Genomic DNA, 24,956 nt, shown 5'->3' on the forward strand with positions numbered 1-24,956 from the left:
TTCAGTCGCGTTCGAGTTCGTGGGCCAGTTCCTTCAGCTCCGCCTCCCCGGCCATCATCGAGGTCAGCTTCTCCCTGGTGATGTCCGCCTTGGCGAACTCCCCCAGGCTCGTCCCACGGTTGAGCAGGAGGAACCGGTCCCCCACGGGGTAGGCGTGGTGCGGGTTGTGGGTGATGAACACCACCCCCAGCCCGCGGTCACGGGCCCTGGCGATGTAGCGCAGCACCACCCCGGCCTGCTTCACGCCGAGGGCGGAGGTCGGCTCGTCGAGGATGAGCACGCGCGCGCCGAAGTACACCGCGCGCGCGATCGCCACCGACTGCCGCTCGCCGCCGGACAGGGTGCCGACCGGCTGGTCCACGTCCCGGACGTCGATCCCCATCGCCCGCAGCTCGTCCCGCGCCACCCGCCTGGCCTTGGCCACGTCGAAGCCCAGGCCCTTGCGGGGCTCGGAGCCGAGGAAGAAGTTCCGCCACACCGACATCAGCGGGATCATCGCCAGGTCCTGGTAGACGGTGGCGATGCCGCGGTCGAGCGCGTCGCGGGGGCTGCCGAACCGGGTCTCGGCGCCGTCCACCAGCAGCGACCCGGCGTCGTGCTGGTGGACCCCGGCCAGGATCTTGATGAGCGTGGACTTGCCGGCGCCGTTGTCGCCGAGCACGCAGGTGACGTGGCCGGCCTCCACCGACATCGACACCTCGCGCAACGCCAGCACCGAGCCGAACGACTTGCCGATGCCCTTCGTCTGGAGGATCAATGCTTCACCTCCTCGGCGTAGCGGCGGACCAGGCGGTTGGCGAGCGTGGCCAACAGCAGCATCGCGCCCAGGAAGAACATGAACCAGTCGGCGTCCCAGCCCAGGAAGACGATGCCCTTGTCGGCCATGCCGAAGATCACCGCCCCTATCGCCGCCCCGATCGCGGACCCGTACCCGCCCGTGAGCAGGCAGCCGCCGATCACCGCCGCGATGATGTAGATGAACTCCTGCCCGATGCCGACGTTGGCCTGCACGGACGTGTAGCGCAGCGCCAGGATCGAGCCGACCAGCCAGGCCGCGAACGCCGTCGTCATGAACAGCGCGATCTTCGTACGGGCGGCCGGCACCCCGACCGCGCGGGCGGCCTGCTCGCCACCGCCCACCGCGAAGATCCAGTTGCCCTGCCGGGAGCGCATGAGCACCCAGGTGGCGACCGCGGTGACCAGCAGCCACCACAGGATCGCCACCCGGAACGAGGCGCCGCCGATCTGGATCGTGCCCGCGAAGACCGTGTGCGCGCTGTCGAACCCCCAGGCCGTGCGCAGGCCGCTGACCTGCACGGTGCCGGTGAGCGCCTTGGTGACGCCCAGGTTCACGCCCTGCAGCATGAGGAACGTGCCGAGCGTCACGATGAAGCTCGGCAGCCTGGTCCTGGTCACGATCAGCCCGTTGAACAGGCCGACGGCCAGCGCCACGACCAGGCCGACGAGCATGGCCGCCCAGACGTTCATGCCGTAGCGCGTGGCGAGCGTGACCAGGATGAGCCCGGTCGTGCCGGTCATCACGCCCGCCGACAGGTCGAACTCGCCGCCGATCATCAGCAGCGCGATCGCCACCGCCATGATGCCGAGCGTGGCCGCCGGGTCGAGCCAGTTGGCGATGCCGGGCAGGGACCGGAACACCGCCGACTGGCTCGCGAAGAACGCGAACACCACGACCGCCCCGACGACCGCGCCCAGCTCGGGCCGGATCAGCAGGCGGCGCAGCGGCCCGACCTCGGCGACGCGCTCGTCCGCGCGGCCCGCGGTGGCCGTCATCGCGTGCCCGCCTCCGCGAGCTTGGCCACCTGCTCGGCGTTCTCCTTGGTGACGAACCCGGGCCCGGTGTTCACCGGCAGGCCGCCGCCGACGGTGTTCAGGTTGTTCTTGTACAGGTGGAGGAAGGTGATCGGGAGGTAGCCCTGCAGGTACTGCTGCTGGTCCACGGCGAACATGATCTCGTCGGCCTGGATGGCGGCGACCACGTCGGCCGACAGGTCGAAGGTGGCGAGCTTGGCCTGCGAGCCCGAGTCCTTGATCGCGTCCCTGGCGGCCACCGCGACGGCCGGGTTGAGCGCGAGCACGCCGTTGACCGCCTGGTCCGACTGGAGCTTGGCAGTGACCTTCGAGGTGACGTCGGCCAGGTTGCTCACGTCCACCTGGAGCCGCTCGACCGTGCCGCCGAGCGTCTCCTCGGCGCCCTTGCAGCGCTGGTCGAGCCCGATGTTGCCGGCCTCGTGGATCACGCACAGCAGCTTGGTCACCCCGGCGCCCTTGAGCTGCTCGCCCGCGCCGCGCCCGGCCACGTCCTCCGACTGGCCGACGTGCGTGACCGCGCCGAACTCCTTGGACGAGTCCGCCCCCGAGTTGATCGTCACCACCGGGATCTTCGCGGCCACCGCCTTGCCCACGGCCTCGCGCAGCGCGTCGGGGTTGGCCATGGACACCACGATGCCGTCCGCCTTGCCGGACACCGCCTGGTCGATGAGCTGCGACTGCTTGGCGGGGTCGCCGTCGCCCTGGTACGTGACGGTCACGCCGTACTCCTGCCCGGCGGCCTCGGCTCCGTTCTTGACCACGTCCCAGAAGGAGTCTCCGGGGGCGCCGTGGGTGATCACCGCGTAGGTGCCGCCACCGCCGGCGGGGGGCGCCGAGCCGGGTTCGTTCTGCGTATTCTGCTCGGCCGGCGCGGAGCAGGCGGTCAGCGCCAGAGCGCTCACCAGGGCCAGCACGACAGGGGTTCGTCTCATGGAACACCTCCAGAGCGTTGGGCTCGCCCCCGGTTCTACCCCAATATCAACTCTATGTATAGACATGCGGACTAACTGAGCTAGAACGGAATTCTTCGTTCCGATAAGCTCGGAGGCATGACCACCGCACCCATGAGCGGCCGCAAGGCCCAGGCCGCGAGGAACGACGAGCTGATCCTCGCGGCCGCCCGCGCCGTCTTCACCGCCGACCCCAACGCCCCCATCGCCGCCGTGGCCGAGCGCGCCGGCGTCGGCATCAGCGCTCTCTACCGGCGTTACCCCAGCAAGGAGGCGCTGCTGCAGAAGCTCTGCGGCGACGGGCTCAAGCGGTACATCGAGGTGGCGCAGCGGGCGGTGGACGACGACGAGGGCGACCCGTGGGAGGTGTTCGCGGCGTACCTGCGCGGCATCGTGGACGCCGACAGCAGCTCGCTGACGATCAGGCTCGCGGGGACGTTCCAGCCGACGGAGGAGCTCTTCGCCGACTCGGCGCGGGCCTCCCGGCTGGCGGTGGAGGCGCACCGGCGGGCCGTCGAGGCCGGGGTGCTCCGGCCCGACGTGACGCCCGCCGACATCGCGCTCCTGTTCGAGCAGCTGGCCTCGGTCAAGCTCGGCGACGAGCGGCGCACCGCCGAGCTCCGCCACCGCTACCTGGCGCTCGTCATCGACTCGCTCCGTCTCCCCCCGGCCCGCCGCGCGCTCCCCGGCCCCGCCCCCGACGACGAGGAGCTCGGACGACGCTGGATCCCCGGGGCCTGACGTCCCCGGGCCGTCAGGAGTCGGCGAGCTGGGTGGAGAGGACGAGGGTCCGGCGGGCGCGGGCCACGATCGGCGCGTCGACGAAGCGGCCGTCCGGCAGGGCGAAAGCGCCCGCGCCCGCGGCGTCGGCCGCCTGCACGATCTCGGCGGCCCGCGCCGTCTCCTCCGGCGTCGGCCGGAAGGCGGCCCTGATCACCGGGATCTGCCGCGGGTGGATGGCCGTGCGCCCGAACATGCCGAGCGCCCGCCCCTCCGCGCACGACGCGGCCAGCCCGGCCTCGTCCCGTACGTCCGGATAGACCGCCATGGGCACCGGCGGCAGCCCCGCCGCGGCGGCGGCCAGCACCGCCCGCAGCCGGAGGTGGTCCAGCGCCGGCCCGCCCGTGATGGCCAGCTCGGCCGCCAGGTCCTGCTCTCCGAGCGCGATGCCGTCGACGCACGGGTGGGCGGCGACGGCCCGCGCCTCCAGGATCCCGGCCGCCGACTCCAGCAGCGCGTACGCCCGCACGCCCAGCCGCTCCACCAGGTCGAGCGCGGTCGCCGACTCCACCTTGGGCAGCCGCACGGCGTCGGCCGACCGGCCCAGCTCGTCCAGGTCGTCCAGCCCGCGCTGGGTGGTCAGGTCGTTGACCCGCACGTGCACCGGCGGCCCTCCCGGAGGGCGGGAGCGCAGGTAGCCGGCCGCGTTCGCGCGGGCCTCGTCCTTGCGGGCGGGCGCGACCGCGTCCTCCAGGTCGATGATGACCACGTCGGCGCCGGAGTCGGCCGCCTTGGCGAACCGCTCGGGCCGGTCGCCCGGCACGTACAGCCAGGTGACGGGGATCCTCACGCGATCACCCCGGCCTCGCGCAGCCGGGCGATCTCCCCCGCCGGGTACGCGAGCTCGCCGAGCACGGCGTCGGTGTCGCGCCCGAGACCGCGGCCCGGCCAGCGCACCTCGCCCGGCGTGCCGGACAGCCGGAACAGCACGTTCTGCACGGTGACCGCGCCCAGCTCCTCGTCGGGCACTTCGACGAACGTGTCCAGGGCCGCGTACTGCGGGTCCTCGGCGATGTCGGCGACGTCGTAGACGGGCGCGACCGCGGCCTGCGCCTCCTCGAAGCGGGCGACGACCTCGGCGGCGTCGCGGGCGGCGATCCAGGAGGCGACGGCCTCGTCCAGCTCCTCGACGTGCGCGACGCGCCCGGCGCCGCTGGCGAACCAGGGCTGCTCGACCAGGTCAGGCCGCCCGACCAGGGTCATCACCCGCTCGGCGATCGGCTGGGCGCTGGTGGAGATGGCCAGCCAGCGTCCGTCGCGGGTGCGGTAGGTGTTGCGCGGCGCGTTGCTGGAGGACCGGTTGCCGGTGCGCCTCGGCACCACGCCGAGGGCCTTGTAGGCGGTCATCTGCGGGCCGAGCAGGGCGAGGATGGGCTCGATGATGGCCAGGTCGACGACCTGGCCGCGCCCGGTGTGCTCACGGGCACGCAACGCCACCATGATCGCGTACGCCATGGCGAGGCCCGCGATGCCGTCGGCGAGCGCGAGCGGCGGCAGCGTGGGAGGCCCGTCGGGCTCCCCGGTCATCGCCGCGAACCCGCTCATGGCCTCGGCCAGGGTGCCGAACCCGGGCCGCGCGGCCATCGGCCCGAACTGCCCGAACCCGGTCATCCGCGCCACGATCAGCCGGGGGTTGCGCTCCAGCAGCACCTCGGGCCCGAGCCCCCACCGCTCCAGCGTGCCGGGCCTGAAGTTCTCCACGAGCACGTCGCAGCCGTCGGCGAGGCGGCGCAGGATCTCCTGCCCCTCGGCCCGCGACAGGTCGACGGCGGCGGCGCGCTTGTTGCGCGAGAGCGTCTTCCACCACAGCCCCACCCCGTCGGCCGCGGCCCCGTGACCGCGCGCCGGGTCGCCGCGCCTCGGATGCTCGATCTTGATCACGTCGGCGCCGAAGTCGCCCAGCATCATCGCGGCGGTGGGCCCGGCGAACAGCGTGGCGGCGTCGATGACCCGCAGTCCCGCGAGGCTTGTCATGGTTATGTAACTTATAAGAAATATGTCATAGGTCAACTGGCATTCGAGAGACACTTGACCCATGACCGCCGACCATCGGCCGCCGATGAGCAAGGCCGACTACGTCTACAGCGTGCTGCTGGAGGAGATCCGCACCGCCCGCATCCCCGGCGGCACCGCGCTGCGCGCCGGCGCGGTCGCCCGCCGGCTCGGCGTCTCCGTCACTCCGGTACGGGAGGCGCTGCGCAGGCTGGAGAAGGACCGCCTGATCAGCTACGAGGCGCACCACGGCGCGACGGTGGTCGAGCTGGGCGACGACGCGCTGGAGGAGTTCTACGGGCTGCGCGCGGTGGTCGAGGGCCTGGGCGCGCGGCTGGCGGCGGCCCGGATCACCGCGGGCGAGCTGGCCTGGCTGCGTGATCTGCACGCGTCGATGGCCCGTGACGCGGAGGCGGGCCGCCACGACCGGCTGGGCGAGCGGAGCAGGGACTTCCACCTGCGCATCACCGACATCGGCGGCCCGGCGTTCCTCGGCCAGCAGGCCAGGGCGGTGCGCAACAGCTTCCCCGTCCCGGCCGCCGCCTCCCAGTGGCTCGACCCCGGACAGGCGCGGCGGCACCTCGACGCGCACGCCGGCGTGCTGGCGGCGCTGGAGCGGGGCGACGGCGAGGCGGCCGAGCGCGTCATGGCCGGCCATGTCCGCGAGGCCGGCGAGTACCGCAGGAACGCCTGACAGGATGGAAACGTGATCAACGGCATTCTGTTCGACCTGGACGGCACCCTCCTCGACCACCGCACCGCGGCCGACACGGCGATCGGCGCCTGGGTGGCGGAGCGGGCTCCCGGCCACCCCAGGCTCGGCGACGCGCCCGCGCTCTGGGCGGCGCTGGAGGAGCCCCACCTGGCGGCCTGGCACGCGGGCGAGTGCTCCTGGCAGGAGCAGCGGCGCCGCCGCGTCCGCGCGCTCTGCGCCGAGCTCGCCATCGAGGTGCCCGCCGACCTCGACGCGGCCTTCGCCGGGTTCGCCGAGCACTACCGGCGCGGCTGGGTGGCCTTCCCCGACGCGGCGCGGACGCTGGCGGCGCTCGGCGGGTTCCGGCTCGGGGTGCTGACCAACGGCGCCCAGGAGATCCAGGAGGAGAAGGTGCGCGCGATCGGCCTGGACGGGCTGGCCGGCCCGGTGCTGACGGGCGAGGTGCTGGGCGGCTGCTACAAGCCGGCGGCGGCCTGCTACACGGCGGCCGCCGCCGCGCTCGGGCTGCCGCCCGAGGAGGTCCTGCTGGTCGGCGACGACATCGCCAAGGACGTGACGGGGCCGGCGGTGACGGGCATGCGCTCGGTCTGGCTCGACCGCCTCGGCGTCTCCCCGCCCCCGGACGGCTTCCCCCGCATCACGACCCTGGCCGACCTCCCGCCCCTGGTGCACGCCCCCTGACACCGGGCACGATGCGCCTACCGCTTCTCCACGGCCACCTCCGCGAGGGCGGACGAGGCGAGGTCGAAGCCGCCCACGTGCGCGAGGTAGTCGCCGGGGGCCAGGGGGTCGCCCAGGTAGACGCCGCCTGCCCGGTGGACCAGGAGGGCGCCCGCCGCGACGTCCCACGGCTGGGCGCGGGTGCCGTAGACCGCGTCCGCCCAGCCGGCCGCGACGTGCGCCAGGTTGAGCGCGGCGCTGCCGGGCCTGCGCACGGCCGCGAAGGCGTCCACCAGCCGCCCGTAGCGGCGCAGCCCCTCCTCGCCGTCGACCTCCAGGTCCAGCGGCGACGGGTAGCTGCACAGCAGCATCGCCTCGCGGTCGCGCGCCGCGCCCGCGCTGCGGATCGGCGCCCCGTTGCACCAGGCGCCGTCGGTCGTGGCGGTGAACTCGTCCTCGCGTACGGGGTCGTACACCACTCCTGCCACCAGCTCGCCCCCGACGGCGGCGGCGATCGACACGCAGAAGAACGGCAGGCCGGCCGCGAAGTTGGCGGTGCCGTCGATGGGGTCGACATACCAGACCAGCTCGCCGGAGCCGGTCGTGCCGCCCTCCTCCCCCACGATCGCGCTGCCGGGGAAACGGCCCTCGATCACGCCCCGGATGGTCTCCTCGGCCGCCTTGTCGTGCTCGGTCACCGGGTCGTGGAAGTCGCGCTTCACGGCCACCTCGGGCCTCGAACGGAACGCCTCCCGCAGCCGCGGCCCCACGGCCCTGGCGGCCTCGGCGGCGGTCTCCAGCAGTGTGGTCGTGTCCATGATCCCCCCAAGAGAAACAGTCATCACCGACAACCATGGCAGGTCGGGGTCACCCGGCCCGAACCGCCCTCGTACTCAGGGGAAGAGATATTTGTCAGGACATTCTTACCTCGGATAACCTGATCAGCATGACCGCGAACCTGGCGATCGACCTGGATCGATCCAGCCCCGTGCCGCTCTACTTCCAGGTGGCCGAGCAGATCGCCGAGGCCATCCGGCGGGGTGACCTGGCCCCCGGCTCCCGGCTGGACAACGAGATCCTGCTGGCCGACAAGCTCGGCCTCTCGCGGCCCACGATCCGCCAGGCGATCCAGTATCTCGTGGACAAAGGCCTGCTGGTACGCAAGCGCGGCGTCGGCACCCAGGTGGTCCACGGCCAGGTCAAGCGGTCGGTGGAGCTGACCAGCCTCTACGACGACCTGCGCCGCTCCGGGCAGGAGCCGGCCACCCAGGTGCTGCGGCTGGAGCCCCGCGTGGTCGAGGAGGAGGTCGCCGGCATCCTCGGCGTCGAGCCGGCCACCGAGGTGCTCTACCTGGAGCGGCTGCGGTTCGCCGCCGGTGAGCCGCTGGCGCTGCTGCACAACTGGCTCCCGATCGGGCTGGCCCCGCTGACCCCCGAAGGCCTGCAGAGCCGGGGCCTGTACGAGCTGCTGCGCGGGGCGGGCGTGCGGATGCGGGTGGCCAACCAGCGCATCGGCGCGCGGGCCGCCAGCCAGGCCGAGGCGCGGCTGCTCGCGGAGCGCCGCGGCGCCCCGCTGCTGACCATGGTCCGCACCACCTACGACGACCAGGGCCGCGCCGTCGAGCACGGCTCCCACGTCTACCGCGCCTCCCACTATTCGCTGGAGGTCACGCTCATAGAGCGCTGACCTCGTACGGTTTCGGGATCTATGCCGATTACCCTCAGGGAATCGGGTTCTTCCGGCGAAACACGCCGACCCCCCGCTAGCATCCAGCGTGACAGCGTACGGCGACGCACATGCGCCGTCCGGCCCGCGGCCCGCCGGCCCCTCACACCGGCGAGTCCCCCGGGACGGCGGCGGGACCCCCCTGGCGTCGCGCGACGACGTTCACCGCGAGGGGTCCCATGCACGCATTCCACCTGACGACGAGCGTGCGCGACGACGTCGTGACCGTATCGGTCGGCGGGGAGCTGGACATCGCCTCCAGGGAGCTGCTCCGCGCCCACGTGCTGGAGCTGCTGGACACGATCGCGCGCCCCGCGGAGATCGTCCTGGACCTGGGCGGGCTGGCCTTCATCGACGCGGCGGGCCTGGGCGTGCTCGTCGCCGTCCAGCGGCGCGCACGCCAGTGCGAGGCCGGGCTCACGCTGACGGGCGTGTCGCCCAGGACGTCCGGGCTCATGCGCGTCACCGGTCTGGACGAGCTCTTCGGCACCGCCGGCGCGGAGCGGAACTGACGGCGCGCGCTCAGGCGAGCGCGGCGCGCACCGCCTCCTGCGCGGCGTCCTTCAGCCGCGCGTGGACGAGCGCGTTCGACTCGCGGTCCGTGCGCACCTCCACCACCCGCGGCCCCTCCCCCCGCAGCGCCTTCGGCAGCTCGGAGATGTCCTCCACGAGGGTGTGAGGGGTGCGGGTCGCGGCCGTGACGTAGCCGAGGTCCACCCCGTGCGGGGTGCCGAAGACGCGCTCGAACGGGTCGCGCACGGCCGCCTGCGGCAGCATCGAGAAGATGCCGCCCCCGTCGTTGTTGACCACCACCAGGCACAGGTCCGGGCGCGGCTCGCGGGGGCCGAGCACCAGGCCGTTCTGGTCGTGCAGGAACGACAGGTCGCCGATGAGGCCGTAGGAGGGCCCGTTGTGGCCGAGCGCCGCCCCCATCGCCGTCGACACCAGCCCGTCGATGCCGGACGCGCCCCGGCTGGCCATCACCCTGATGCCGCGCCGCGGCCGCATCGCCTGGTCCAGGTCGCGGATCGGCATCGACGACCCGCAGAACAGCAGCGCCCCGTTCGGCAGCGCGTCGACCAGGTCGCGGGCCAGCCTCGGCTCGCTCAGCCCGGAGGAGTCGAGCACCTCGTCCATCGCCGCCCTGGCCGCCTGGTCGGCCCGCCGCCAGGCGTGCAGCCAGGCGTCGTCGCCGGAGGCCACCGGGATCTCCACCGCCTGGGCCACCTGGGTGGCCGAGCGGGTCGGGTCGGGCCAGCGGTCGAGGTCGGGGGCGACCACGATGTGCTCCGGGGCGCGCGTCAGCCACGACAGCAGCGGGCGCGACAGGCCCGGCCTGCCCAGCGTGACCACCACGTCCGGCGGGTGGGCGTCGGCGAACTCCGGCATGCCGAGCAGGAAGTGGTAGGTGGACACGGCGTGGTCGCCGTAGCGGCCGCCGCCCTGCGGCTCCGACAGCACCGGCCAGCCGGCCATCCCCGCCGCGGCGACGTACCGGCGCACGTTGGGCGCGCCGTCGCCGACCACCAGGACCCCGCGCCTGGTCGGCGGGAGGTGCAGGGCGACCGGCGGCGGCGCGACGCGGACCCGCACCCACGGGCCGTTCGCGTCGCCGCCGAGCGGCTCGCACCAGGAGGTGTCGCCGTCGGGCAGCAGCGGCTCCCTGAACGGCAGGTTGAGGTGGACCGGGCCGGGGTCGCCGGGGCCGAGCGCGCGCTGGTAGGCGCGGCAGGCCAGCGACCGCCAGTAGGCCACCTGGCCGGGCCGGTCCTCGGGCACGCCCAGCTCGGCGAACCAGCGCGTGGCGGTGCCGTACAGCTTGAGCTGGTCGATCGTCTGGTTGGCGCCGGTGCCGCGCAGCTCCGGCGGCCGGTCGGCGGTCAGCACGAGCAGCGGCACGCCGGACTCGGCGGCCTCGATCACCGCCGGGTGGAAGTTGGCCGCGGCCGTGCCCGACGAGCAGATCACCGCCACCGGCCGGTCGGTCCGCTTGGCCAGGCCGAGCGCCAGGAAGGACGCCGACCGCTCGTCGACGCGGACGTGCAGGCGCAGCCTCGACTCGGCGTGCGCGGCCAGCGCCAGCGGCGCCGACCGGGAGCCCGGCGCGATCACGACGTCGGTGAGGCCGCAGCGCACCAGCTCGTCGACCAGGACCGTGGCCAGCGCGGTGGCGGGGTTCACAGTGACGCCTCCTGCATCCGCCGCAGCCACGGCGGAGAATCGATCTCGAATGCCGACAGCCGCCCGGGGTCCACGTCCGGACGGCGCACGGTGAGCACGCCGCCCTCCGGGACCAGCGAATCGGCCACCACGTCGCCCTCCAGCAGGGACATCGTGCCGAGCCCGCACGCGTACGGCAGCTCGGGCAGCGCGGCGGCCAGCGCCAGGCCGGCGGCCAGCCCCACGGACGTCTCCACGGCGCTCGACACGACGGCGGGCAGCCCGCACGCCTCCACCACGCGCAGCGCCGCACGCACCCCGCCCAGCGGCTGGACCTTCACCACCGCGATGTCGGCCGCCCCCGCCGCCCTGACCCGGAGCGGGTCCTCGGCGCGGCGGATGGACTCGTCGGCCGCGATCGGCACGTCGCAGGCCCGCCGCACGGCGGCGAGCTCGTCCAGGGTGGCGCAGGGCTGCTCGGCGTACTCCAGGTCGAACCGGTTCAGCTCCTTGAGCCGGCGCACCGCCTGGGAGACGTCCCAGGCGGCGTTGACGTCCACGCGGAGCCTGCCGGACGGGCCGAGCGCGTCGCGCACCGCCTCCACCCTGGCCAGGTCGTCGGCGAAGCGCTGGCCCGGCTCTGCCACCTTGACCTTGGCCGTGCCGCATCCGGAGCGCCGCACCATCGCGTGCGCCTGCTCGGGGCCGACGGCGGGCACGGTGGTGTTGACCGGGACCGTGTCGCGCACCGGCTCGGGCCAGCCCTCGAACGCGGCCTCGCGCGCGCAGGCCAGCCAGCGGGCGCACTCGCGCGGCCCGTACTCGGGGAACGGCGAGAACTCGCCCCATCCGGTGGGCCCTCGCAACAGGACCCCTTCCCTGACGGTCTGACCACGGAACCTGGTGCGCATCGGAATCCGGAACACCACGGGGGAACGCGTCACGACCCTCCCTGCCGCCTTGCCCGTTCTGACGTCACTAACCTTACGAGCATGTGGAGAAACCCGTCGCATCCGGACCGTCCGCTGAACGCGGTCGTGCGGCCCGCAGGCCCCGAGCTGTACGCGGCGGTCCGCGACGCGCTGTCAGGCGAGGGCCCCGCGGTGCTGCCGCTCACCCCCGGGCAGGCCGGCGCCGCCATCGCCGCGCTGCGGCCCACGCACGTCGACGGCGAGCCGCGCGACGGCGGGCACGGGGTGCCGCCTGACGTGGCGGTGGTCATCGCGACCAGCGGCAGCACGGGCACGCCCAAGGGCGTCATGCTGTCGGCGACGGCGCTGCGCGCCTCGGCGGCGTCCTCCCTGCGGCGGCTGGGGGCGGCCAAGGGCGAGCGGTGGCTGTGCTGCCTGCCCGCTTCGCACGTGTCGGGGCTGCAGGTGCTGGTGCGTTCGCTGCTGGCCGGGAGCGAGCCGATCATGCACGAGCGCTTCGACCCGCGGGCCGTGCTCGGCGCGGGCGCCGACCACGTGTCGCTGGTGCCCACCCAGCTGCACAGGCTGGTCGAGCTGGGAGCCGACCTGTCCGGGTTCCGCACCATCCTGCTGGGGGGCGCGGCTCCGCGTCCCGGCCTGCTCGACGAGGCCCGCGACCTCGGCGCCTCGATCGTGACCACGTACGGGATGAGCGAGACGAGCGGCGGGTGCGTGTACGACGGCCGCCCTCTTTACAATGTAGATCTGAAGATCGGCGAGGACGGGCGCATCCTGGTGTCGGGGCCCGTGCTGTTCTCCGGCTACCGCTCCGGCGAGCCCGGCCCGTTCGACGGCGGCTGGTTCGTCACTTCCGACCTGGGCGAGCTGTCCGGCGGCCGGCTGCGGGTGCTGGGCCGGGCCGACGACGTCATCAATACCGGCGGCGAGAAGGTGGTGGCGGGCGCCGTGGCCACCGTGCTGGGCGGCCATCCCGCGATCGCGGACGTGGCGGTGGTCGGCAGGCCGGATCCCGAGTGGGGCGAGGTGGTCGTGGCCGCCGTGGTGCCCGCCGACCCTGTGAATCCGCCCACACTCCAGCAGTTGCGCGCCTACTGCGACGACCGGCTGCCGCCGTACGCCGCGCCGCGCGACCTGCGCGTGTTGCCCCGGCTTCCGCTGCTGCCCAACGGCAAACCTGATCTGTTGCGGCTGAAGTCCGGAACCTGATGAAGTGCGGATGCGTCATAGTGGGGAGAAGGAGGGAGCCTTGATGAACCAGTCCCGCAAGACGTGGGCGTCCGCGGCAGTGGTGGGCGTCGTCGTCGCCGGCGGCGTCTGGGTCGCGGCGGCCGCCTCGGCGGGCAGGCTCGACCAGGTCAGGCAGTCGACCAGGGCCGTCGTCGAGCAGGTCAGCCCGCCCCCTTCCGAGCCGACCGACATCGTGGTGTCCACCGGGGTCAACCCCGACCCGGAGGACGTCCTCCAATATTGGACCGACGAGCGCCTGGAAGACGCCCAGCCGATGCCCATGCCGGAGGTCGGGGAGTTCGAGATCGGCGAATAGCGCGATCAGGACCCGCGAGGGCGCGCCGCCGTCCGGGCGGCCCGCCCTTTTTCGCGTCACGGGAACAAATCGCGCCGCATGGCGTTATTGATACTGGTGAGTAGAGCGGCCGGAGCCGGGGCCGCGCCACCACACCCGCCTACATTTCGCTTCCACTCCGTTATGGAGGAGGTGTCCTCATGCCCCGAACCGCTGTGGCCCCAGCCGCCACCCTCGAGCAACTGATTGACCGAGGGCGAGCCCAGGGCCGCCTCTCTCTCGCGGAGCTGCGCGACGCTTTCGCCCAGGCCGGCATCACCCCGGCCGAGGGCCGCTCGATCTTGCGCGAGCTCACCGAGTCAGGGGTGAACCTGGCCGCCGAGAACGAGCCGACCACCCCGAAGAAGGCCGCAGGACGGCCTGCGAACAAGCCCGAGGCCAAGCGCTCCACCAGGAAGGCTTCGCGCTCAAAGACTACCGACTCCAAGGCCCCGGAGGCAAAGGCCGCCGAGGTGAAGACGGAGATCGACGCGGAGGGTCCCGACGACGCCGCGCTGGAGCCGGAGGAGGCCGAGCTGGAGACCGAGGCGCTCGACCTCGACGACCACCAGTCCGCCATGGGCGACTCGGTGCACACCTACCTGAAGTCCATCGGCCGCCGCACCCTGCTCACCGCCGCCGAGGAGGTCGACCTGGCCCGCCGGATCGAGGCCGGCCTGTACGCGGAGCACAAGCTGGAGAGTGAGCCGGACCTGTCCCCCGAGGACCGCGAGGAGCTGCTCCTCGTGGCGGAGGACGGCAAGGCGGCCAAGGACCACATGCTGGAGGCCAACCTCCGGCTGGTGGTCTCGGTGGCCAAGAAGTACACCGACCGCGGCATGTCGCTGCTGGACGTCGTCCAGGAGGGCAACCTCGGCCTGATCAGGGCCGTGGAGAAGTTCGACTACACCAAGGGCTTCAAGTTCTCCACCTACGCCATGTGGTGGATCCGCCAGGCGATCCAGCGCGGCTTCGCCGACTCGGCCCGCACCATCCGGCTGCCGGTGCACGTGCTGGAGATGCTCTCCAAGCTGTCGCGCGTCGAGCGTGAGATGCACCAGCGGATGGGCCGCGAGCCCACGCCGGAGGAGCTGGCGGTGGAGCTGGACAGGACGCCCGACCAGATCGAGGAGCTGATGCGGACCAGCCGCCAGCCGATCTCGCTCAACGCGACGATCGGCGAGGACGGCGAGACCACGATCGGCGACCTGATCGAGGACGTCGACTCGCCGGAGGCGTCGGAGATCGTCGACCGGCAGCTCCTCGGCGCCCAGCTGCGGGGCGTGCTGCAGAACCTGTCGCCGCGCGAGGCGAAGATCATGGCGCTGCGGTTCGGCCTGATCGACGGCAAGCCGCACACGCTGGACGAGATCGGCAAGCACCTCGGGCTCACCCGGGAGCGGATCCGCCAGCTGGAGAAGGAGTCGCTGTCGAAGCTGCGCCACCCGAGCAACACCCGCCCGCTGCTCGACTGGGCCAGCTGACCGGGGTCACCGCCGGGCCCGGCCGGGATGAACCCCGCCTGACCGTACCCGGGCCGGCTGACCCGGCGAACGCGACGAGCCCCGGCCTGCGCCGGGGCTCGTCTGCGTCTTGGCGGCCGGCCCGGGCTCACCGCCCGGGGAGGCCGGTCACCTGGCGGAGGGCACGGGACGGGGCACGCGCGGGATGCCCCACATCCTGTTTTCCTCGCGGAGCGTGCGCAGCTGCTCCACCTCCATGGTCCACATGGCGCCCTTGGGCGTCGCCTTGGCCTTGCGCCGGGCGATGCGGTCGTCGTAGGACTTGACCCCGAACGCCGCCCGCTGCCCCGCCTCGGCCGCGCGCAGCGCCTCGGTCAGCTCCTTGTCGAGCGCCCGGCCCGCGGCCCGCAGCTCGATCTCGTCGGCGTCGGCGGCGCGCAGGTCACGCAGCACCTGCTCCGCCTCCCTGGCCCTGCCGAGCAGCTCGGGGTAGCGCTTGGAGATCTCCAGATCCGCGTGGTAGCGGACCTCGGCCTCGCGGCTCACCCGCGGACGGAAAAACGCCATCGACTCTGCCCTTCACGCTGTCGTTCTTATCAGCGACCAGGGTACGCGCTCCGCGCCCCCGCCCCGTAACCGGTCCGGCGCGGCACTCCGGCGCAGCCTCCTTTACATAGTAAGATGATCACCATGCCCGCCAAGCGACCACCGGTCCCCCTGTCCCGCGAGCGCATCATCGAGGCCGCCCTGCACATCGCCGACAGCCAGGGCCTGCGCAGGCTCACCATGCGCAGGCTCGGCGACGCCCTCCAGGTCGAGGCCATGGCCATCTACCACCACCTGCCGCGCGGCAAGGAGGCGCTGATGGACGCCCTGGCCGAACACGTCACCGCCGTCCACGTCGAGCAGGCGGCGACCTGGCAGGAGACCGCCAGGGCGTGGTGCAGGGCCAGTCGGGAGATGCTGCGCGAGCATCCCGGCGTGCTGGCGCTGGCGCTCACCAAGCCGCCCAAGGGCGCCACCGTCATCGCCATCGGGGAGCAGATCGAGCAGCTCGCCGACGGCGGCCTGCCCGGCGCCGAGGAGGCCGTGCGCACGCTGCGGGCCTTCGTCTTCGGCAGCGTCGCGGTCGAGGTGCAGCGCTCGGGCTGGGCCGACCCCGAGGTGGACGAGTGGGTGCGGCGCGACCGCGACGCCGACGCCGACTTCGAACGCGGGCTCGACGCGTTGCTCCGAGGGCTCCAAACCTAGTGTGCGTGTCATGCTTGGCCCGTTATCCTGCATAAGGCACGCTGTGTCGGAGGTCACACTCCAGGGGATCCTCCCTTAACAGTCCAAACGGGCTATGTCGGAACGTGTGACGCACATCGCACACTTGCTGCACACTTACTGGAAAGAGAAACCCGAGCCGCTCCCGACTCCATGATCGGGGGCCATCCACGAGATATCGGAGGCACGCCGATGTGCCCGCACGACCCGGTCTGTCCGTCTGCCGACGCGCCTGACCGCGAAGCCGCCCGCACCCTGGCCTGCCACCCCGAGCAGGGGTGGAGTCTGCTGTGCAACGGGGTCGTCCTGTTCGAGGACACCGGTGAGCTGCTGCCCGGCGGCACCGCGATCGCCCCGCACCGCCCCGACCCGCTGGTCGGGGCAGCCTGAGCGCACCGCCGACCGGTTACCCGAGATAACGGGTCAGCCAGTCGGCGACCACCTCGCCCACCCGGGCGGGTTCCTTCTTCAGGTCGTGCCCCTCTCCCGGGAGCACCACGAGCCGCGTCGCGTCCGCCGCGTCGGGCACGCCGAACGGGTCCCTGTCACCGTTCACCACCAGCACATCGACTCCGGCGCCGCGCAGCTCGTCCGCCCTGGAACGGTCCGGCTTGCCGGGCGGGTGCAGCGGGAACGCCAGGGCCACCACCGCCACCGCCCCGGCCGCCCGCGCGGTCCGGCAGGCGACCCGCGCCCCGTTGCTCCGGCCGCCCTGCACGAGCGGCAGCCCGGGCCACCGGCCGCGCAGCTCGGCCAGCACGGCCAGCCACGCCTCGTCCTGCCGCTCGGCCGATCCGGGCGCCCGCGCCCCCGCCATCCTGAACGCCTGTGTCACCCTGGCCACGGTCACGCCCATGCCGAGGGCCGCCTCGCGGACCGCCAGCAGGTCGGGCGCGTCGACTCCCCCGGCCGACCCGTGCGTCAGCACCAGCAGCAGCCGGCCGCGCTCCTCCTGGTCGACGTCGACACGCGCCGGCCCCCGGGGAGTCATGATCTCCATGGCAGCACCGTACCTGGGGAGGAGCTCAACATAGCTCCCAGGTCTGATGACGGCGCGCCTCCGGACAGGGCAGGATGTCCTCTATGCAACCGGAGAGGGATGTCCGCGACGAACTGCGGGCGACGATCGACGCCCGCCGCGACCTCGGCCCCGACTACGAGCCCGCTCTTGTCGACTCCCTGGCCGACCGGCTCGACGCGACGATAGCGGCCCGGGTCGAAGCCGAGCTCAAGCGGCGCGGCAAGGAGACCAAGCGCAAGAACGACAGCTCCCGCTCCATGGTGCCGATCGCGCTGGGCTCGATGGGCATCGGCGTCCCGCTGACGGCCATCGCCGCCAGCCAGGCGGGCACCGTGGGGCTGATCGTCGCCTGGCTGTCCATCGTCCTGATCAACATCGCCGCCGCCGGCGCCCTGATGCGCCGCCCCTGACGGCCAACCCCGTCCCCCTCTCCCCCAGGCGCCACCCCGGAACTCCGGCGAGCCGAGCGGGCCGAAGGCACGCCTTACGGCGCCCGACCCGTGGGGGTTCCCAAAAAGGGTCTTGACCTGCCGCCAGCGCGCTGATGCGCCGCCTGTTACGGTCAAGGCAAGCCCGGCCACCACGCCCCTGGAACTACGGCGAGCTGAGCGGGCCGAAGGCACGCCTTGCGGCGCCCGACCCGTGGGGGTTCCCGAAAAGGTCTTGACCTGCCGCCGAGAATCGGCCGCCCGCCCCGTCAACCCACAGCGGCGAGCCGCCCACACCCGAAAGGGATCACACGGCTGCCCTCACTCCACAACCCAAGCGGACGAGATCGACCATGACGCGGCCGAGAGGCTTTCAAGCGATCGCCCGCACTCCACACGAGCAGACCGACCACTGACGCGGGCCGAAGGGTTCTCACACGGTCAGCTGCGCACCCTCCACCTCGTCCACCCGTGACCCATCGGGTTCCCATGCGGTCAGCTGCGATCCGCAACCCATGAGAGGGCAGAGCCGGCGCGGCCTGGAGAGGTTCTCAACCGCAGTTCGCCCGCACTACCCGGTGGCCGTCGGCACGCTTCCGGACTCATCGACGGTGGCCTGTGTTCGAAAATCACTGCGGGGCACGCACAACGGTGCCCTGACTCGAAAGCTGTGGGGTCGGCTCAGGTGTCGCGGTCGTAGCGGAGGCGTACTTCGGCCGCCAGGCCTTCGTCCTGGTGCTCCAGCCCGTACGCCCACACCTGCCCGGCGGCGTCGTCGCGGCCGCGCAGGGGAAGCGTGCGGGCCAGCAGCTCGATCGCCAGCGCGCTCACCTGCGCCTCGCCACCCTGCTCGACGGCCTCGGCGAACTCGGCGCAGGCCATCTCCAGGTGCGCGATGCCGAGTTGCACGCGCAACCGCGCCGCGTCCTCACCGGAGGCGGCGTCCTCCAGTGCGTCGAGCAGCACGTCGGCGGCCTCCCCCGGCTCCTCGCGCCCGATCAGCAGGTCGGCGAGCTGTTGCGCGGCGTGCACCCGCACCTCGGCGACGGGTCCGTCCGGCTGAGAACCCTCACGCGACGCTTCCCCGTCGGCCGGGGCGCCGTCCCCGCTCTGGTGGCCCGTCTCGATGGCGGCGCGCAGCTCGGCCTCCGCCTCGTCGTAGTCGCCCACCTCGCCGGCCAGCCGGGCCAGCGCCAGGTGCGCGAGCGGCACGTACGAGGGGGTGCCGACGCCGAGCACGGCCTGCCAGGCCCCGCGCGCCTGGTCCAGCCGCCCTTCACGCTCGAACCCCTGGGCGAGGTGGCAGGCGGCTTGGGCGGCGAACTCGGGATGCCCGGTGGCCAGCGCCGTCCTGGCGGCGGCCCGCGCCCCCTCCACGTCGCCCGCCTGGTCGAGCACCACGGCGAGCCCCACGGCGGCCTGCGCCCGATCGGGGCTGCCGGGCTGCGCGGCGAGCTCGGCGAGTATGGCGGCCGCGCCGTCGAGGTCACCGCCTTCGGCCAGGCGGCGGGCGGTGTCGAGCGGCGGGGTCTCCAGCTCTGAGAACGTCAAGAGAGCTCCTTCGGCGACGAACGCCCCGAGCCTAACGAGTTCTCGCGATCATGTCTGCTCGGTTGACCCCATCGGTCTGGCTGACGCCCGATTGGTCCGAAATGCCCCCCTGGAACGCGAACAGGCCCGGCCGCGCAGGGCCGGGCCTGGACCGCCGTTGTCAGTCCTCGTACGCCTCCAGAGGCGGGCAGGAGCACACCAGGTTGCGGTCGCCGTACGCCTGGTCGATCCGCCGCACCGGCACCCAGTACTTGTCCTCGCGCAGCGACGGCACCGGATAGGCCGCCTCGCTCCGCGAGTACGGGTGACTCCACTCGTCGGCGGTCAGCGCCTCCGCGGTGTGCGGGGCGTTCCGCAGGGGGTTGTCGGCCGGGTCGTACTCGCCGGAGGCCACCTTGGCGATCTCCGCGCGGATGGCGACCATCGCGTCCACGAACCGGTCCAGCTCGGCCAGGTCCTCGCTCTCGGTCGGCTCGATCATGAGCGTCCCGGCGACGGGGAAGGACATGGTGGGCGCGTGGAAGCCGTAGTCGATGAGCCGCTTGGCCACGTCGTCGACGGTGACGCCGGTCTCCTTGGTGATCTGCCGCAGGTCGACGATGCACTCGTGGGCGACCAGCCCGCCCCTGCCGGTGTAGAGGACGGGGTAGTGCGGGGCGAGGCCGCGGGCGAGGTAGTTGGCCGACAGGATGGCCTGCTCGGTGGCTGCGGTGAGGCCGTCGCTGCCCATCATCCTGATGTACGCCCACGAGATCGGCAGGATCCCGGCGGAGCCGTACGGAGCGGCAGAGACGGGCCCGACGGGCGAGCCGTCGCGCAGCGGGTGGCCGGGCAGGTAGGGGGCGAGGTGGGCGCGGACGGCGACCGGGCCGACGCCGGGCCCGCCGCCGCCGTGCGGGATGCAGAACGTCTTGTGCAGGTTGAGATGGGAGACGTCGGCGCCGAACTCGCCGGGCTTGGCCAGGCCGACGAGCGCGTTGAGGTTGGCCCCGTCGACGTACACCTGGCCGCCGGCGTCGTGCACCTTGGCGCAGATCTCCGTGACGGTCTCCTCGTAGACGCCGTGCGTCGACGGGTAGGTGACCATGATGGCGGCCAGCCGGTCGCGGTGCTTGCCGATCTTGGCGTCGAGGTCGGCCAGGTCGACGTTGCCGTCGTCGTCGCAGGCCACGACCACGACCCGCATGCCGGCCATGACGGCGCTGGCGGCGTTGGTGCCGTGGGCGGACGACGGGATGAGGCAGACGTCGCGCCCGGTGTCCCCGTTGGCGCGGTGGTAGGCGCGGATGGCCAGCAGCCCGGCGAACTCGCCCTGGGAGCCCGCGTTCGGCTGGATGGAGACCTTGTCGTAGCCGGTGACCTCGGCGAGCCAGTCCTCCAGCGTCCGGATGAGCTCGCCGTAGCCGAGCGCCTGCGCCTCGGGCGCGTACGGGTGGATGCCGGCGAACTCGGGCCAGGTGATGGGCTCCATCTCGGTGGTCGCGTTCAGCTTCATCGTGCAGGAGCCGAGCGGGATCATCGAACGGTCGAGCGCGATGTCCTTGTCCTGGAGCCTGCGCAGGTAGCGCAGCATCGAGGTCTCGCTGTGGTGGGTGTTGAACACCGGGTGGGTGAGGAAGTCCGACTCGCGCAGCAGGGAGGACGGCAGCGCGTCGTCCACGGCGTCCAGGGCGGCGTCCGCGCGCTCGACGCCGAAGGCCGCCCACACCTTGGCGAGCTCGGCGGCGCCGGTCTTCTCGTCGCAGGCGATGGAGACGTGGTCGGCGTCGGCCTGCCACAGGTTGACGCCGCGCTCGGCGGCCGCGGCGACGATGCCGGCGGCCCGGCCGGGGACGCGGGCCAGCACGGTGTCGAAGAACTCGGCGTGCACGACCTCGACGCCGCCCTCGCGCAGCCCCGCGGCGAGCGCGGCGGCGTGCCGGTGCACCCGCCGGGCGATCCGCCGCAGCCCGTCGGGCCCGTGGTAGACGGCGTACATGCCGGCGATGACCGCGAGCAGGACCTGCGCGGTGCAGATGTTGCTGGTGGCCTTCTCGCGGCGGATGTGCTGCTCGCGGGTCTGCAGGGCCAGCCGGTACGCCGCCGCGCCGTCGGCGTCGACCGACACCCCGACCAGGCGGCCGGGCATCTGGCGCTGCAGTCCCTCGCGTACGGACATGTAGGCGGCGTGCGGCCCGCCGTAGCCGAACGACACGCCGAACCGCTGGGAGGAGCCGACGGCGATGTCGGCGCCGAGCTCGCCCGGGGCGGCCAGGAGCGTGAGCGCCAGCAGGTCGGCGGCGGCCACGACCAGCGCGCCGGCCTCGTGCGCCCGCTCGGCCACGGCGCGGAAGTCGCGCAGCCGCCCGGACGCGCCGGGGTACTGGACCAGCACGCCGAAGCATTCGGGCAGGTCGCCGGTCAGGTCGCTCTCGACGAGCTCGATGCCGAGCGGTTCGGCGCGGGTGGCCAGCACGGCCTTGGTCTGCGGCAGCGTGTCGGCGTCCACCACGAACACCGGGCTCTTGGCCTTGCCGGCGCGGCGTGCCAGCGTCATGCCCTCGGCCGCGGCGGTGGCCTCGTCGAGCAGGGACGCCCCGGCGACGGGCAGGCCGGTGAGGTCGGAGACGACGGTCTGGAAATTCAGCAGCGCCTCCAGCCGGCCCTGCGAGATCTCCGGCTGGTACGGGGTGTAGGCGGTGTACCAGCCCGGGTTCTCCAGGAGGTTGCGGCGGATGACGGCGGGCGTGACCGTGTCGTGGTAGCCGAGGCCGATCATGGAGGTGAGCACCTGGTTGCGGCCGGCGAGGGCGCGCAGTTCGGCGATGGCCTCGGCCTCGCTCGCGGCGGCCGGCAGTTTGAGCCGGTCCTTGGCCCTGATGGCCTCGGGCACGGCCACCGCGACCAGGTCCGCGACCGATTCGAAGCCGACGGCCTCGAGCATGCGCTGCTGCTCGGCCGCTGAGGGCCCGATGTGCCTGCTGGAGAACGGCGGTGCTGACAGGTCGGTCATGGAGATGCCTCCCGAGGCTGTGGAGACCGGCGCTGGGCGCGGGCGTATGCCGGATCTCCCCCTCTGTCATGGCGACCTGAGAGCTTCACCCCGCTACGGGGCTTGCACCGTCGGTGAAGTGCGCCTGGCGGACGCACCTGCTTTCCAGAGTTGCCTCACCCGAGCGGTACGGGCGCCTGAGAGATTCCGGGGAGGGTTGCTCCTTCGGCGCCCCGGCGGTGCCGGGGACTCTCCCGCACGGGGTCGTCAGCATGTCCTAGATTACAGCCTCGACCCTAATTGGGGTGGTACGGGGCGTCACCCGATGCGGCGCGCGCGCCGCCGCCGGGCCAGTTCGTCAGCGGGATGGTCGGCCGGGACGTCGTCCACGACCGCCGCCCGTTCCCCCGGCAGCTCCGCGAGGGATCCTTCGACCTCGCGCCAGACCCGGCCGAGCGCTATGCCGAACACGCCCTGACCGCCCTGGAGAAGGTCGATGACCTCGTCGGCCGAGGTGCACTCGTAGACGCTGACGCCGTCGCTCATCAGCGTGATCTGCGCGAGGTCGGCGACCCCGCGGTCGCGCAGATGCTGGACGGCGGTGCGGATCTGCTGGAGGGAGACTCCGGTGTCGAGGAGCCGCTTGACGACTTTCAGGACCAGGATGTCGCGGAAGCTGTAGAGGCGCTGGGAGCCGGAGCCGTGCGCGGCTCTTATCGTGGGCTCCACCAGGCCCGTGCGCGCCCAGTAGTCGAGCTGCCTGTAGGTGATGCCGGCCGCCGCGCAGGCTGTCGGCCCGCGGTATCCGATGTCGTCCGGCAGCGTGGCAGGCTGCTCGTCGAAGAGCAATCCTTGTTCTCCGGCACGCTGCCGCGCACTCTCGCGCCGCACCGGATCTTCCTGGCCGGCCGTCTTTCCCTCGCCGCTGCTGACCGCCACGCGGACCTCCGGCTTTCTCTCATCCCGTGGCCTCATCTGGGGGTTCGTAAAAGGTCGACCACGGGTTTCACTTGCACCGTAGGACCGTGACCATGCTCAGTCAACGATCCGGCTCGGCGCGTCGTGAAGCGTAAATGCACTGAAATACCTACCCCGCCCGGCCGAAGTCCTCGGGTGAGATCGTGTCAAGGAACTCCCTGAACTTCTCCACCTCGTCCTCCTGGTCGTCGGGGATGATCACACCGGCCTCCTGGACCACCTCCTCGCTGGCGAAGATGCGGGCTCCGGTGCGCAGCGCCAGCGCGATCGAGTCGGAGGGCCGGGCGCTGACCTCCACGCCGTTGGAGAACACGAGGTCGGCGAAGAAGATGCCGTCACGCAGAGCGACGATGTTGACGGCGCGCAGACCCACGCCGAGCGCGCTCAGCACGTCCCTGAAAAGATCGTGGGTGAGCGGCCGGGGCGGCGGCTCGTCGGCCTGTGCCAGCGCTATGGCCGTCGCTTCGGTCATGCCGATCCAGATCGGCAGGAACCGCTCCCCGTGTGCCTCCTTGAGCAGAACGATCGGCTGATTGGTGGGCATTTCTACCCGAACGCCCACTACCTCCATCTGCAACACGGGCTGCTCCATATTCGACTGGCCGGTGGCCCGGCTCAGGTCATCGCTGGTCCGCTTCTGCATTTCAACGTAACACCCGCCGAGCCCTGAATGTCCCGCAGGCCGCTCATCGGCCCAGAACGCCACGAACCCCCGTACGCAGCAGGGCGGCATGGAGGTCGAGCAGGAGCGCCGACAGCTCCCTGGCCGCTTCGTCGGCCTCACCGATCGCGCCGGGCTTGCGGCGTTTGAGTATGGGCGCGACCGTCTGCTCGACCAGACCGGCCTCCCGCTCCGCCGCGGCCTTGACGGCGCGCAGATGACGGGCGTGCAGGCCGAAGCGGGCCAGCCCGCCCACGGCCCGGGCGATCTTCAGCGCTTCCTCGTCGTAGCGCCGGGCGACCGGCGCCAGCAGCCCGTAGTCCTCCAGCTCGGTGAGCGTCTCCTCGTCGAGCCCCGCGGACTCCAGCAGCTCGGCCCGGGTGAGCTTGACCTCCTGCTTGTCGTGCAGCGCGCGGGGGCGGCCGAAGCTCTCGGCCATCTTGTCCTTGATCACGCGCAGTGGGAGGTAGTGGTCGCGCTGCTCGGTCAGGATGTAGCGCAGCTGCTCGACGTGCAGGTGGGTGAACTTGCGGAAGCCGGACGGGGTGCGCTCCGGCTCGATCAGCCCCTCGCCCTCCAGGAAACGGATCTTGGAGATCGTGACGTCGGGGAACTCGCCCTGCAGCAGGGCGAGCACCTCCCCGATGCTCATGTGCGAGCGTGCCGCCTGTGAGCTCATGCGCCGGCGGGGGTCCGCATCAGGAACAGCAGCCGGAACTTGCCGATCTGCACCTCGTCCCCGGAGTGGAGCGGGACCTCCTCGATGCGCTCCCGGTTGACGTAGGTGCCGTTGAGGCTGCCCACGTCGCGCACCGAGAACTGGCCGCCGCGATGGCGGTAGAACTCGACATGACGGCGCGAGACCGTGATGTCGTCGAGGAAGATGTCGCTCTCCGGGTGGCGGCCGGTGGTGGTCAGCTCCTTGTCGAGCCGGAACCGGCTGCCCTGGTTGGGCCCCCTGGTGACGGTGAGCAGCGCCGCGCCCGGCGGGAGCTGCTCCACCAGCGCCCGCTCGGCCAGCAGCATGTCGCCGGTCTCAGCCTCGTACGCCTCTATTCCCGCGACAGAGATCGTCGATGTCGTGTCCCCGGAGACCTCGGGTCTGGTCAGCTGGGTCCCACAACGGGAACAGAAACGGGCATCCTCGGGGTTGGCATGCCCGCACTGCGTGCAGTAGACGCTCGGCATCGATCGGCTCGGCCTCCTACCGCGAAGTCGCGGCAACGGTGCTCGGGGCGCGCCTCGCTTCGCTCTTCACGTTTTGGCGAATGCCGCAACTTACGCTGATCAGCGGCAAAGGTCAAG

27 protein-coding genes and 1 riboswitch are annotated in these 24,956 nt (G+C 72.4%); of the genes, 11 read left to right on the forward strand and 16 right to left on the reverse strand.

Annotated features, from left to right (window positions below; translation table 11 throughout):
* Window position 1: 1 nt before the first annotated feature.
* Genes ABD999_RS04195 through ABD999_RS04205 form a run of 3 tightly spaced genes read right to left on the reverse strand, consistent with a single transcriptional unit; the run spans window position 2 to window position 2,765 of the window.
* Window positions 2–757, reverse strand: coding sequence for an ATP-binding cassette domain-containing protein (locus tag ABD999_RS04195; protein ID WP_271279825.1), 756 nt, complete (start codon window positions 755–757; stop codon window positions 2–4).
* Entirely contained in the window at window positions 754–1,794 is a 1,041-nt protein-coding gene (locus ABD999_RS04200; protein WP_219544419.1) for an ABC transporter permease, read from the reverse strand. The genes ABD999_RS04195 and ABD999_RS04200 overlap by 4 nt, the downstream gene beginning before the upstream one ends.
* Entirely contained in the window at window positions 1,791–2,765 is a 975-nt protein-coding gene (locus tag ABD999_RS04205) for a sugar ABC transporter substrate-binding protein (protein ID WP_271279824.1), read from the reverse strand. The genes ABD999_RS04200 and ABD999_RS04205 overlap by 4 nt, the downstream gene beginning before the upstream one ends.
* A gap of 117 nt (window positions 2,766–2,882) precedes the next feature.
* Between ABD999_RS04205 and ABD999_RS04210 the strand changes: the two genes are divergently transcribed.
* Complete coding sequence (locus ABD999_RS04210; RefSeq protein ID WP_271279823.1) at window positions 2,883–3,524, forward strand: TetR/AcrR family transcriptional regulator; 642 nt, start codon at window positions 2,883–2,885, stop codon at window positions 3,522–3,524.
* A gap of 13 nt (window positions 3,525–3,537) precedes the next feature.
* Here the strand turns inward: ABD999_RS04210 and ABD999_RS04215 are convergent, their stop codons facing one another.
* Window positions 3,538–4,353 carry an HpcH/HpaI aldolase/citrate lyase family protein gene (locus ABD999_RS04215; protein WP_271279822.1) on the reverse strand — a complete coding sequence of 272 codons (816 nt, stop codon included), beginning with the start codon at window positions 4,351–4,353 and terminating at the stop codon, window positions 3,538–3,540.
* Window positions 4,350–5,537, reverse strand: coding sequence for a CaiB/BaiF CoA transferase family protein (locus ABD999_RS04220; RefSeq protein WP_271279821.1), 1,188 nt, complete (start codon window positions 5,535–5,537; stop codon window positions 4,350–4,352). Before ABD999_RS04220 ends, ABD999_RS04215 begins: the two co-directional genes overlap by 4 nt.
* 61 nt (window positions 5,538–5,598) lie before the next feature.
* Between ABD999_RS04220 and ABD999_RS04225 the strand changes: the two genes are divergently transcribed.
* Both ABD999_RS04225 and ABD999_RS04230 read left to right on the forward strand, forming a co-directional pair.
* Window positions 5,599–6,249, forward strand: coding sequence for a GntR family transcriptional regulator (locus ABD999_RS04225; protein WP_246639647.1), 651 nt, complete (start codon window positions 5,599–5,601; stop codon window positions 6,247–6,249).
* A gap of 12 nt (window positions 6,250–6,261) precedes the next feature.
* Window positions 6,262–6,951 carry an HAD family hydrolase gene (locus tag ABD999_RS04230; protein ID WP_345482578.1) on the forward strand — a complete coding sequence of 230 codons (690 nt, stop codon included), beginning with the start codon at window positions 6,262–6,264 and terminating at the stop codon, window positions 6,949–6,951.
* A 17-nt stretch (window positions 6,952–6,968) separates the two neighbouring features.
* Here the strand turns inward: ABD999_RS04230 and ABD999_RS04235 are convergent, their stop codons facing one another.
* On the reverse strand, window positions 6,969–7,748 hold the full coding sequence (locus tag ABD999_RS04235; protein ID WP_148031947.1) for an inositol monophosphatase family protein: 780 nt from the start codon (window positions 7,746–7,748) through the stop codon (window positions 6,969–6,971).
* A gap of 128 nt (window positions 7,749–7,876) precedes the next feature.
* On the opposite strand from ABD999_RS04235, the gene ABD999_RS04240 reads away from it, so the two are divergent.
* Both ABD999_RS04240 and ABD999_RS04245 read left to right on the forward strand, forming a co-directional pair.
* Entirely contained in the window at window positions 7,877–8,617 is a 741-nt protein-coding gene (locus ABD999_RS04240) for a GntR family transcriptional regulator (protein WP_219544414.1), read from the forward strand.
* A 218-nt stretch (window positions 8,618–8,835) separates the two neighbouring features.
* Window positions 8,836–9,168, forward strand: a complete 333-nt coding sequence (locus ABD999_RS04245) for an STAS domain-containing protein (RefSeq protein ID WP_187281190.1) — start codon at window positions 8,836–8,838, stop codon at window positions 9,166–9,168.
* Between the two features lie 10 nt (window positions 9,169–9,178).
* Here the strand turns inward: ABD999_RS04245 and menD are convergent, their stop codons facing one another.
* Together menD and ABD999_RS04255 are read right to left on the reverse strand one after the other, a co-directional pair.
* Window positions 9,179–10,837 (reverse strand): 2-succinyl-5-enolpyruvyl-6-hydroxy-3-cyclohexene-1-carboxylic-acid synthase, encoded by a 1,659-nt coding sequence (gene menD, locus ABD999_RS04250; protein WP_271276574.1) that lies wholly within the window; start codon window positions 10,835–10,837, stop codon window positions 9,179–9,181.
* Complete coding sequence (locus ABD999_RS04255) at window positions 10,834–11,727, reverse strand: o-succinylbenzoate synthase (protein ID WP_271276576.1); 894 nt, start codon at window positions 11,725–11,727, stop codon at window positions 10,834–10,836. Before ABD999_RS04255 ends, menD begins: the two co-directional genes overlap by 4 nt.
* Window positions 11,728–11,808: 81 nt before the next feature.
* On the opposite strand from ABD999_RS04255, the gene ABD999_RS04260 reads away from it, so the two are divergent.
* The 3 genes from ABD999_RS04260 to ABD999_RS04270 all read left to right on the forward strand — a co-directional run bounded on the left by ABD999_RS04260 (window position 11,809) and on the right by ABD999_RS04270 (window position 14,793).
* Window positions 11,809–12,954, forward strand: coding sequence for an AMP-binding protein (locus tag ABD999_RS04260; protein ID WP_271276573.1), 1,146 nt, complete (start codon window positions 11,809–11,811; stop codon window positions 12,952–12,954).
* 43 nt (window positions 12,955–12,997) lie between these two features.
* Window positions 12,998–13,291 carry a hypothetical protein gene (locus ABD999_RS04265; protein ID WP_148031953.1) on the forward strand — a complete coding sequence of 98 codons (294 nt, stop codon included), beginning with the start codon at window positions 12,998–13,000 and terminating at the stop codon, window positions 13,289–13,291.
* A gap of 179 nt (window positions 13,292–13,470) precedes the next feature.
* Window positions 13,471–14,793 carry an RNA polymerase sigma factor gene (locus ABD999_RS04270; protein ID WP_271276572.1) on the forward strand — a complete coding sequence of 441 codons (1,323 nt, stop codon included), beginning with the start codon at window positions 13,471–13,473 and terminating at the stop codon, window positions 14,791–14,793.
* Between the two features lie 147 nt (window positions 14,794–14,940).
* Here ABD999_RS04270 and ABD999_RS04275 read toward each other — a convergent pair whose 3' ends face one another.
* The gene (locus ABD999_RS04275; protein ID WP_271276571.1) at window positions 14,941–15,339 is read right to left on the reverse strand and encodes a hypothetical protein; all 399 of its coding nucleotides are present in this window, start codon (window positions 15,337–15,339) and stop codon (window positions 14,941–14,943) included.
* 123 nt (window positions 15,340–15,462) lie between these two features.
* Between ABD999_RS04275 and ABD999_RS04280 the strand changes: the two genes are divergently transcribed.
* Both ABD999_RS04280 and ABD999_RS04285 read left to right on the forward strand, forming a co-directional pair.
* Window positions 15,463–16,023: a TetR/AcrR family transcriptional regulator C-terminal domain-containing protein gene (locus tag ABD999_RS04280; RefSeq protein ID WP_187281432.1), complete on the forward strand. Its 561-nt coding sequence runs from the start codon at window positions 15,463–15,465 to the stop codon at window positions 16,021–16,023.
* Between the two features lie 210 nt (window positions 16,024–16,233).
* Window positions 16,234–16,431: a DUF5999 family protein gene (locus ABD999_RS04285; RefSeq protein ID WP_148031957.1), complete on the forward strand. Its 198-nt coding sequence runs from the start codon at window positions 16,234–16,236 to the stop codon at window positions 16,429–16,431.
* Between the two features lie 16 nt (window positions 16,432–16,447).
* Here the strand turns inward: ABD999_RS04285 and ABD999_RS04290 are convergent, their stop codons facing one another.
* Window positions 16,448–17,041: an alpha/beta hydrolase family protein gene (locus ABD999_RS04290; RefSeq protein ID WP_271276570.1), complete on the reverse strand. Its 594-nt coding sequence runs from the start codon at window positions 17,039–17,041 to the stop codon at window positions 16,448–16,450.
* An 83-nt stretch (window positions 17,042–17,124) separates the two neighbouring features.
* Between ABD999_RS04290 and ABD999_RS04295 the strand changes: the two genes are divergently transcribed.
* Window positions 17,125–17,472, forward strand: a complete 348-nt coding sequence (locus ABD999_RS04295; RefSeq protein ID WP_148031959.1) for a hypothetical protein — start codon at window positions 17,125–17,127, stop codon at window positions 17,470–17,472.
* A gap of 699 nt (window positions 17,473–18,171) precedes the next feature.
* Here ABD999_RS04295 and ABD999_RS04300 read toward each other — a convergent pair.
* The 6 genes from ABD999_RS04300 to ABD999_RS04325 form a co-directional block, all read right to left on the reverse strand.
* A complete protein-coding gene (locus ABD999_RS04300) occupies window positions 18,172–19,041 on the reverse strand; it encodes a tetratricopeptide repeat protein (RefSeq protein WP_271276569.1) in 870 nt (289 codons plus the stop codon).
* Between the two features lie 160 nt (window positions 19,042–19,201).
* Complete coding sequence (gcvP, locus tag ABD999_RS04305; RefSeq protein WP_271276568.1) at window positions 19,202–22,033, reverse strand: aminomethyl-transferring glycine dehydrogenase; 2,832 nt, start codon at window positions 22,031–22,033, stop codon at window positions 19,202–19,204.
* A 154-nt stretch (window positions 22,034–22,187) separates the two neighbouring features.
* Window positions 22,188–22,279: riboswitch (glycine riboswitch) on the reverse strand.
* A 51-nt stretch (window positions 22,280–22,330) separates the two neighbouring features.
* On the reverse strand, window positions 22,331–22,951 hold the full coding sequence (locus tag ABD999_RS04310; RefSeq protein ID WP_148031962.1) for a MerR family transcriptional regulator: 621 nt from the start codon (window positions 22,949–22,951) through the stop codon (window positions 22,331–22,333).
* A 148-nt stretch (window positions 22,952–23,099) separates the two neighbouring features.
* Window positions 23,100–23,570: a bifunctional nuclease family protein gene (locus ABD999_RS04315; RefSeq protein WP_148031963.1), complete on the reverse strand. Its 471-nt coding sequence runs from the start codon at window positions 23,568–23,570 to the stop codon at window positions 23,100–23,102.
* A gap of 106 nt (window positions 23,571–23,676) precedes the next feature.
* Window positions 23,677–24,303: a transcriptional regulator FtsR gene (ftsR, locus tag ABD999_RS04320; RefSeq protein ID WP_148031964.1), complete on the reverse strand. Its 627-nt coding sequence runs from the start codon at window positions 24,301–24,303 to the stop codon at window positions 23,677–23,679.
* A 23-nt stretch (window positions 24,304–24,326) separates the two neighbouring features.
* Window positions 24,327–24,839 carry a double zinc ribbon and FHA domain-containing protein gene (locus ABD999_RS04325; protein WP_148031965.1) on the reverse strand — a complete coding sequence of 171 codons (513 nt, stop codon included), beginning with the start codon at window positions 24,837–24,839 and terminating at the stop codon, window positions 24,327–24,329.
* Window positions 24,840–24,956 lie beyond the last annotated feature (117 nt).

The organism is Nonomuraea ferruginea, from assembly GCF_039540635.1.
GTDB lineage: Bacteria > Actinomycetota > Actinomycetes > Streptosporangiales > Streptosporangiaceae > Nonomuraea > Nonomuraea ferruginea.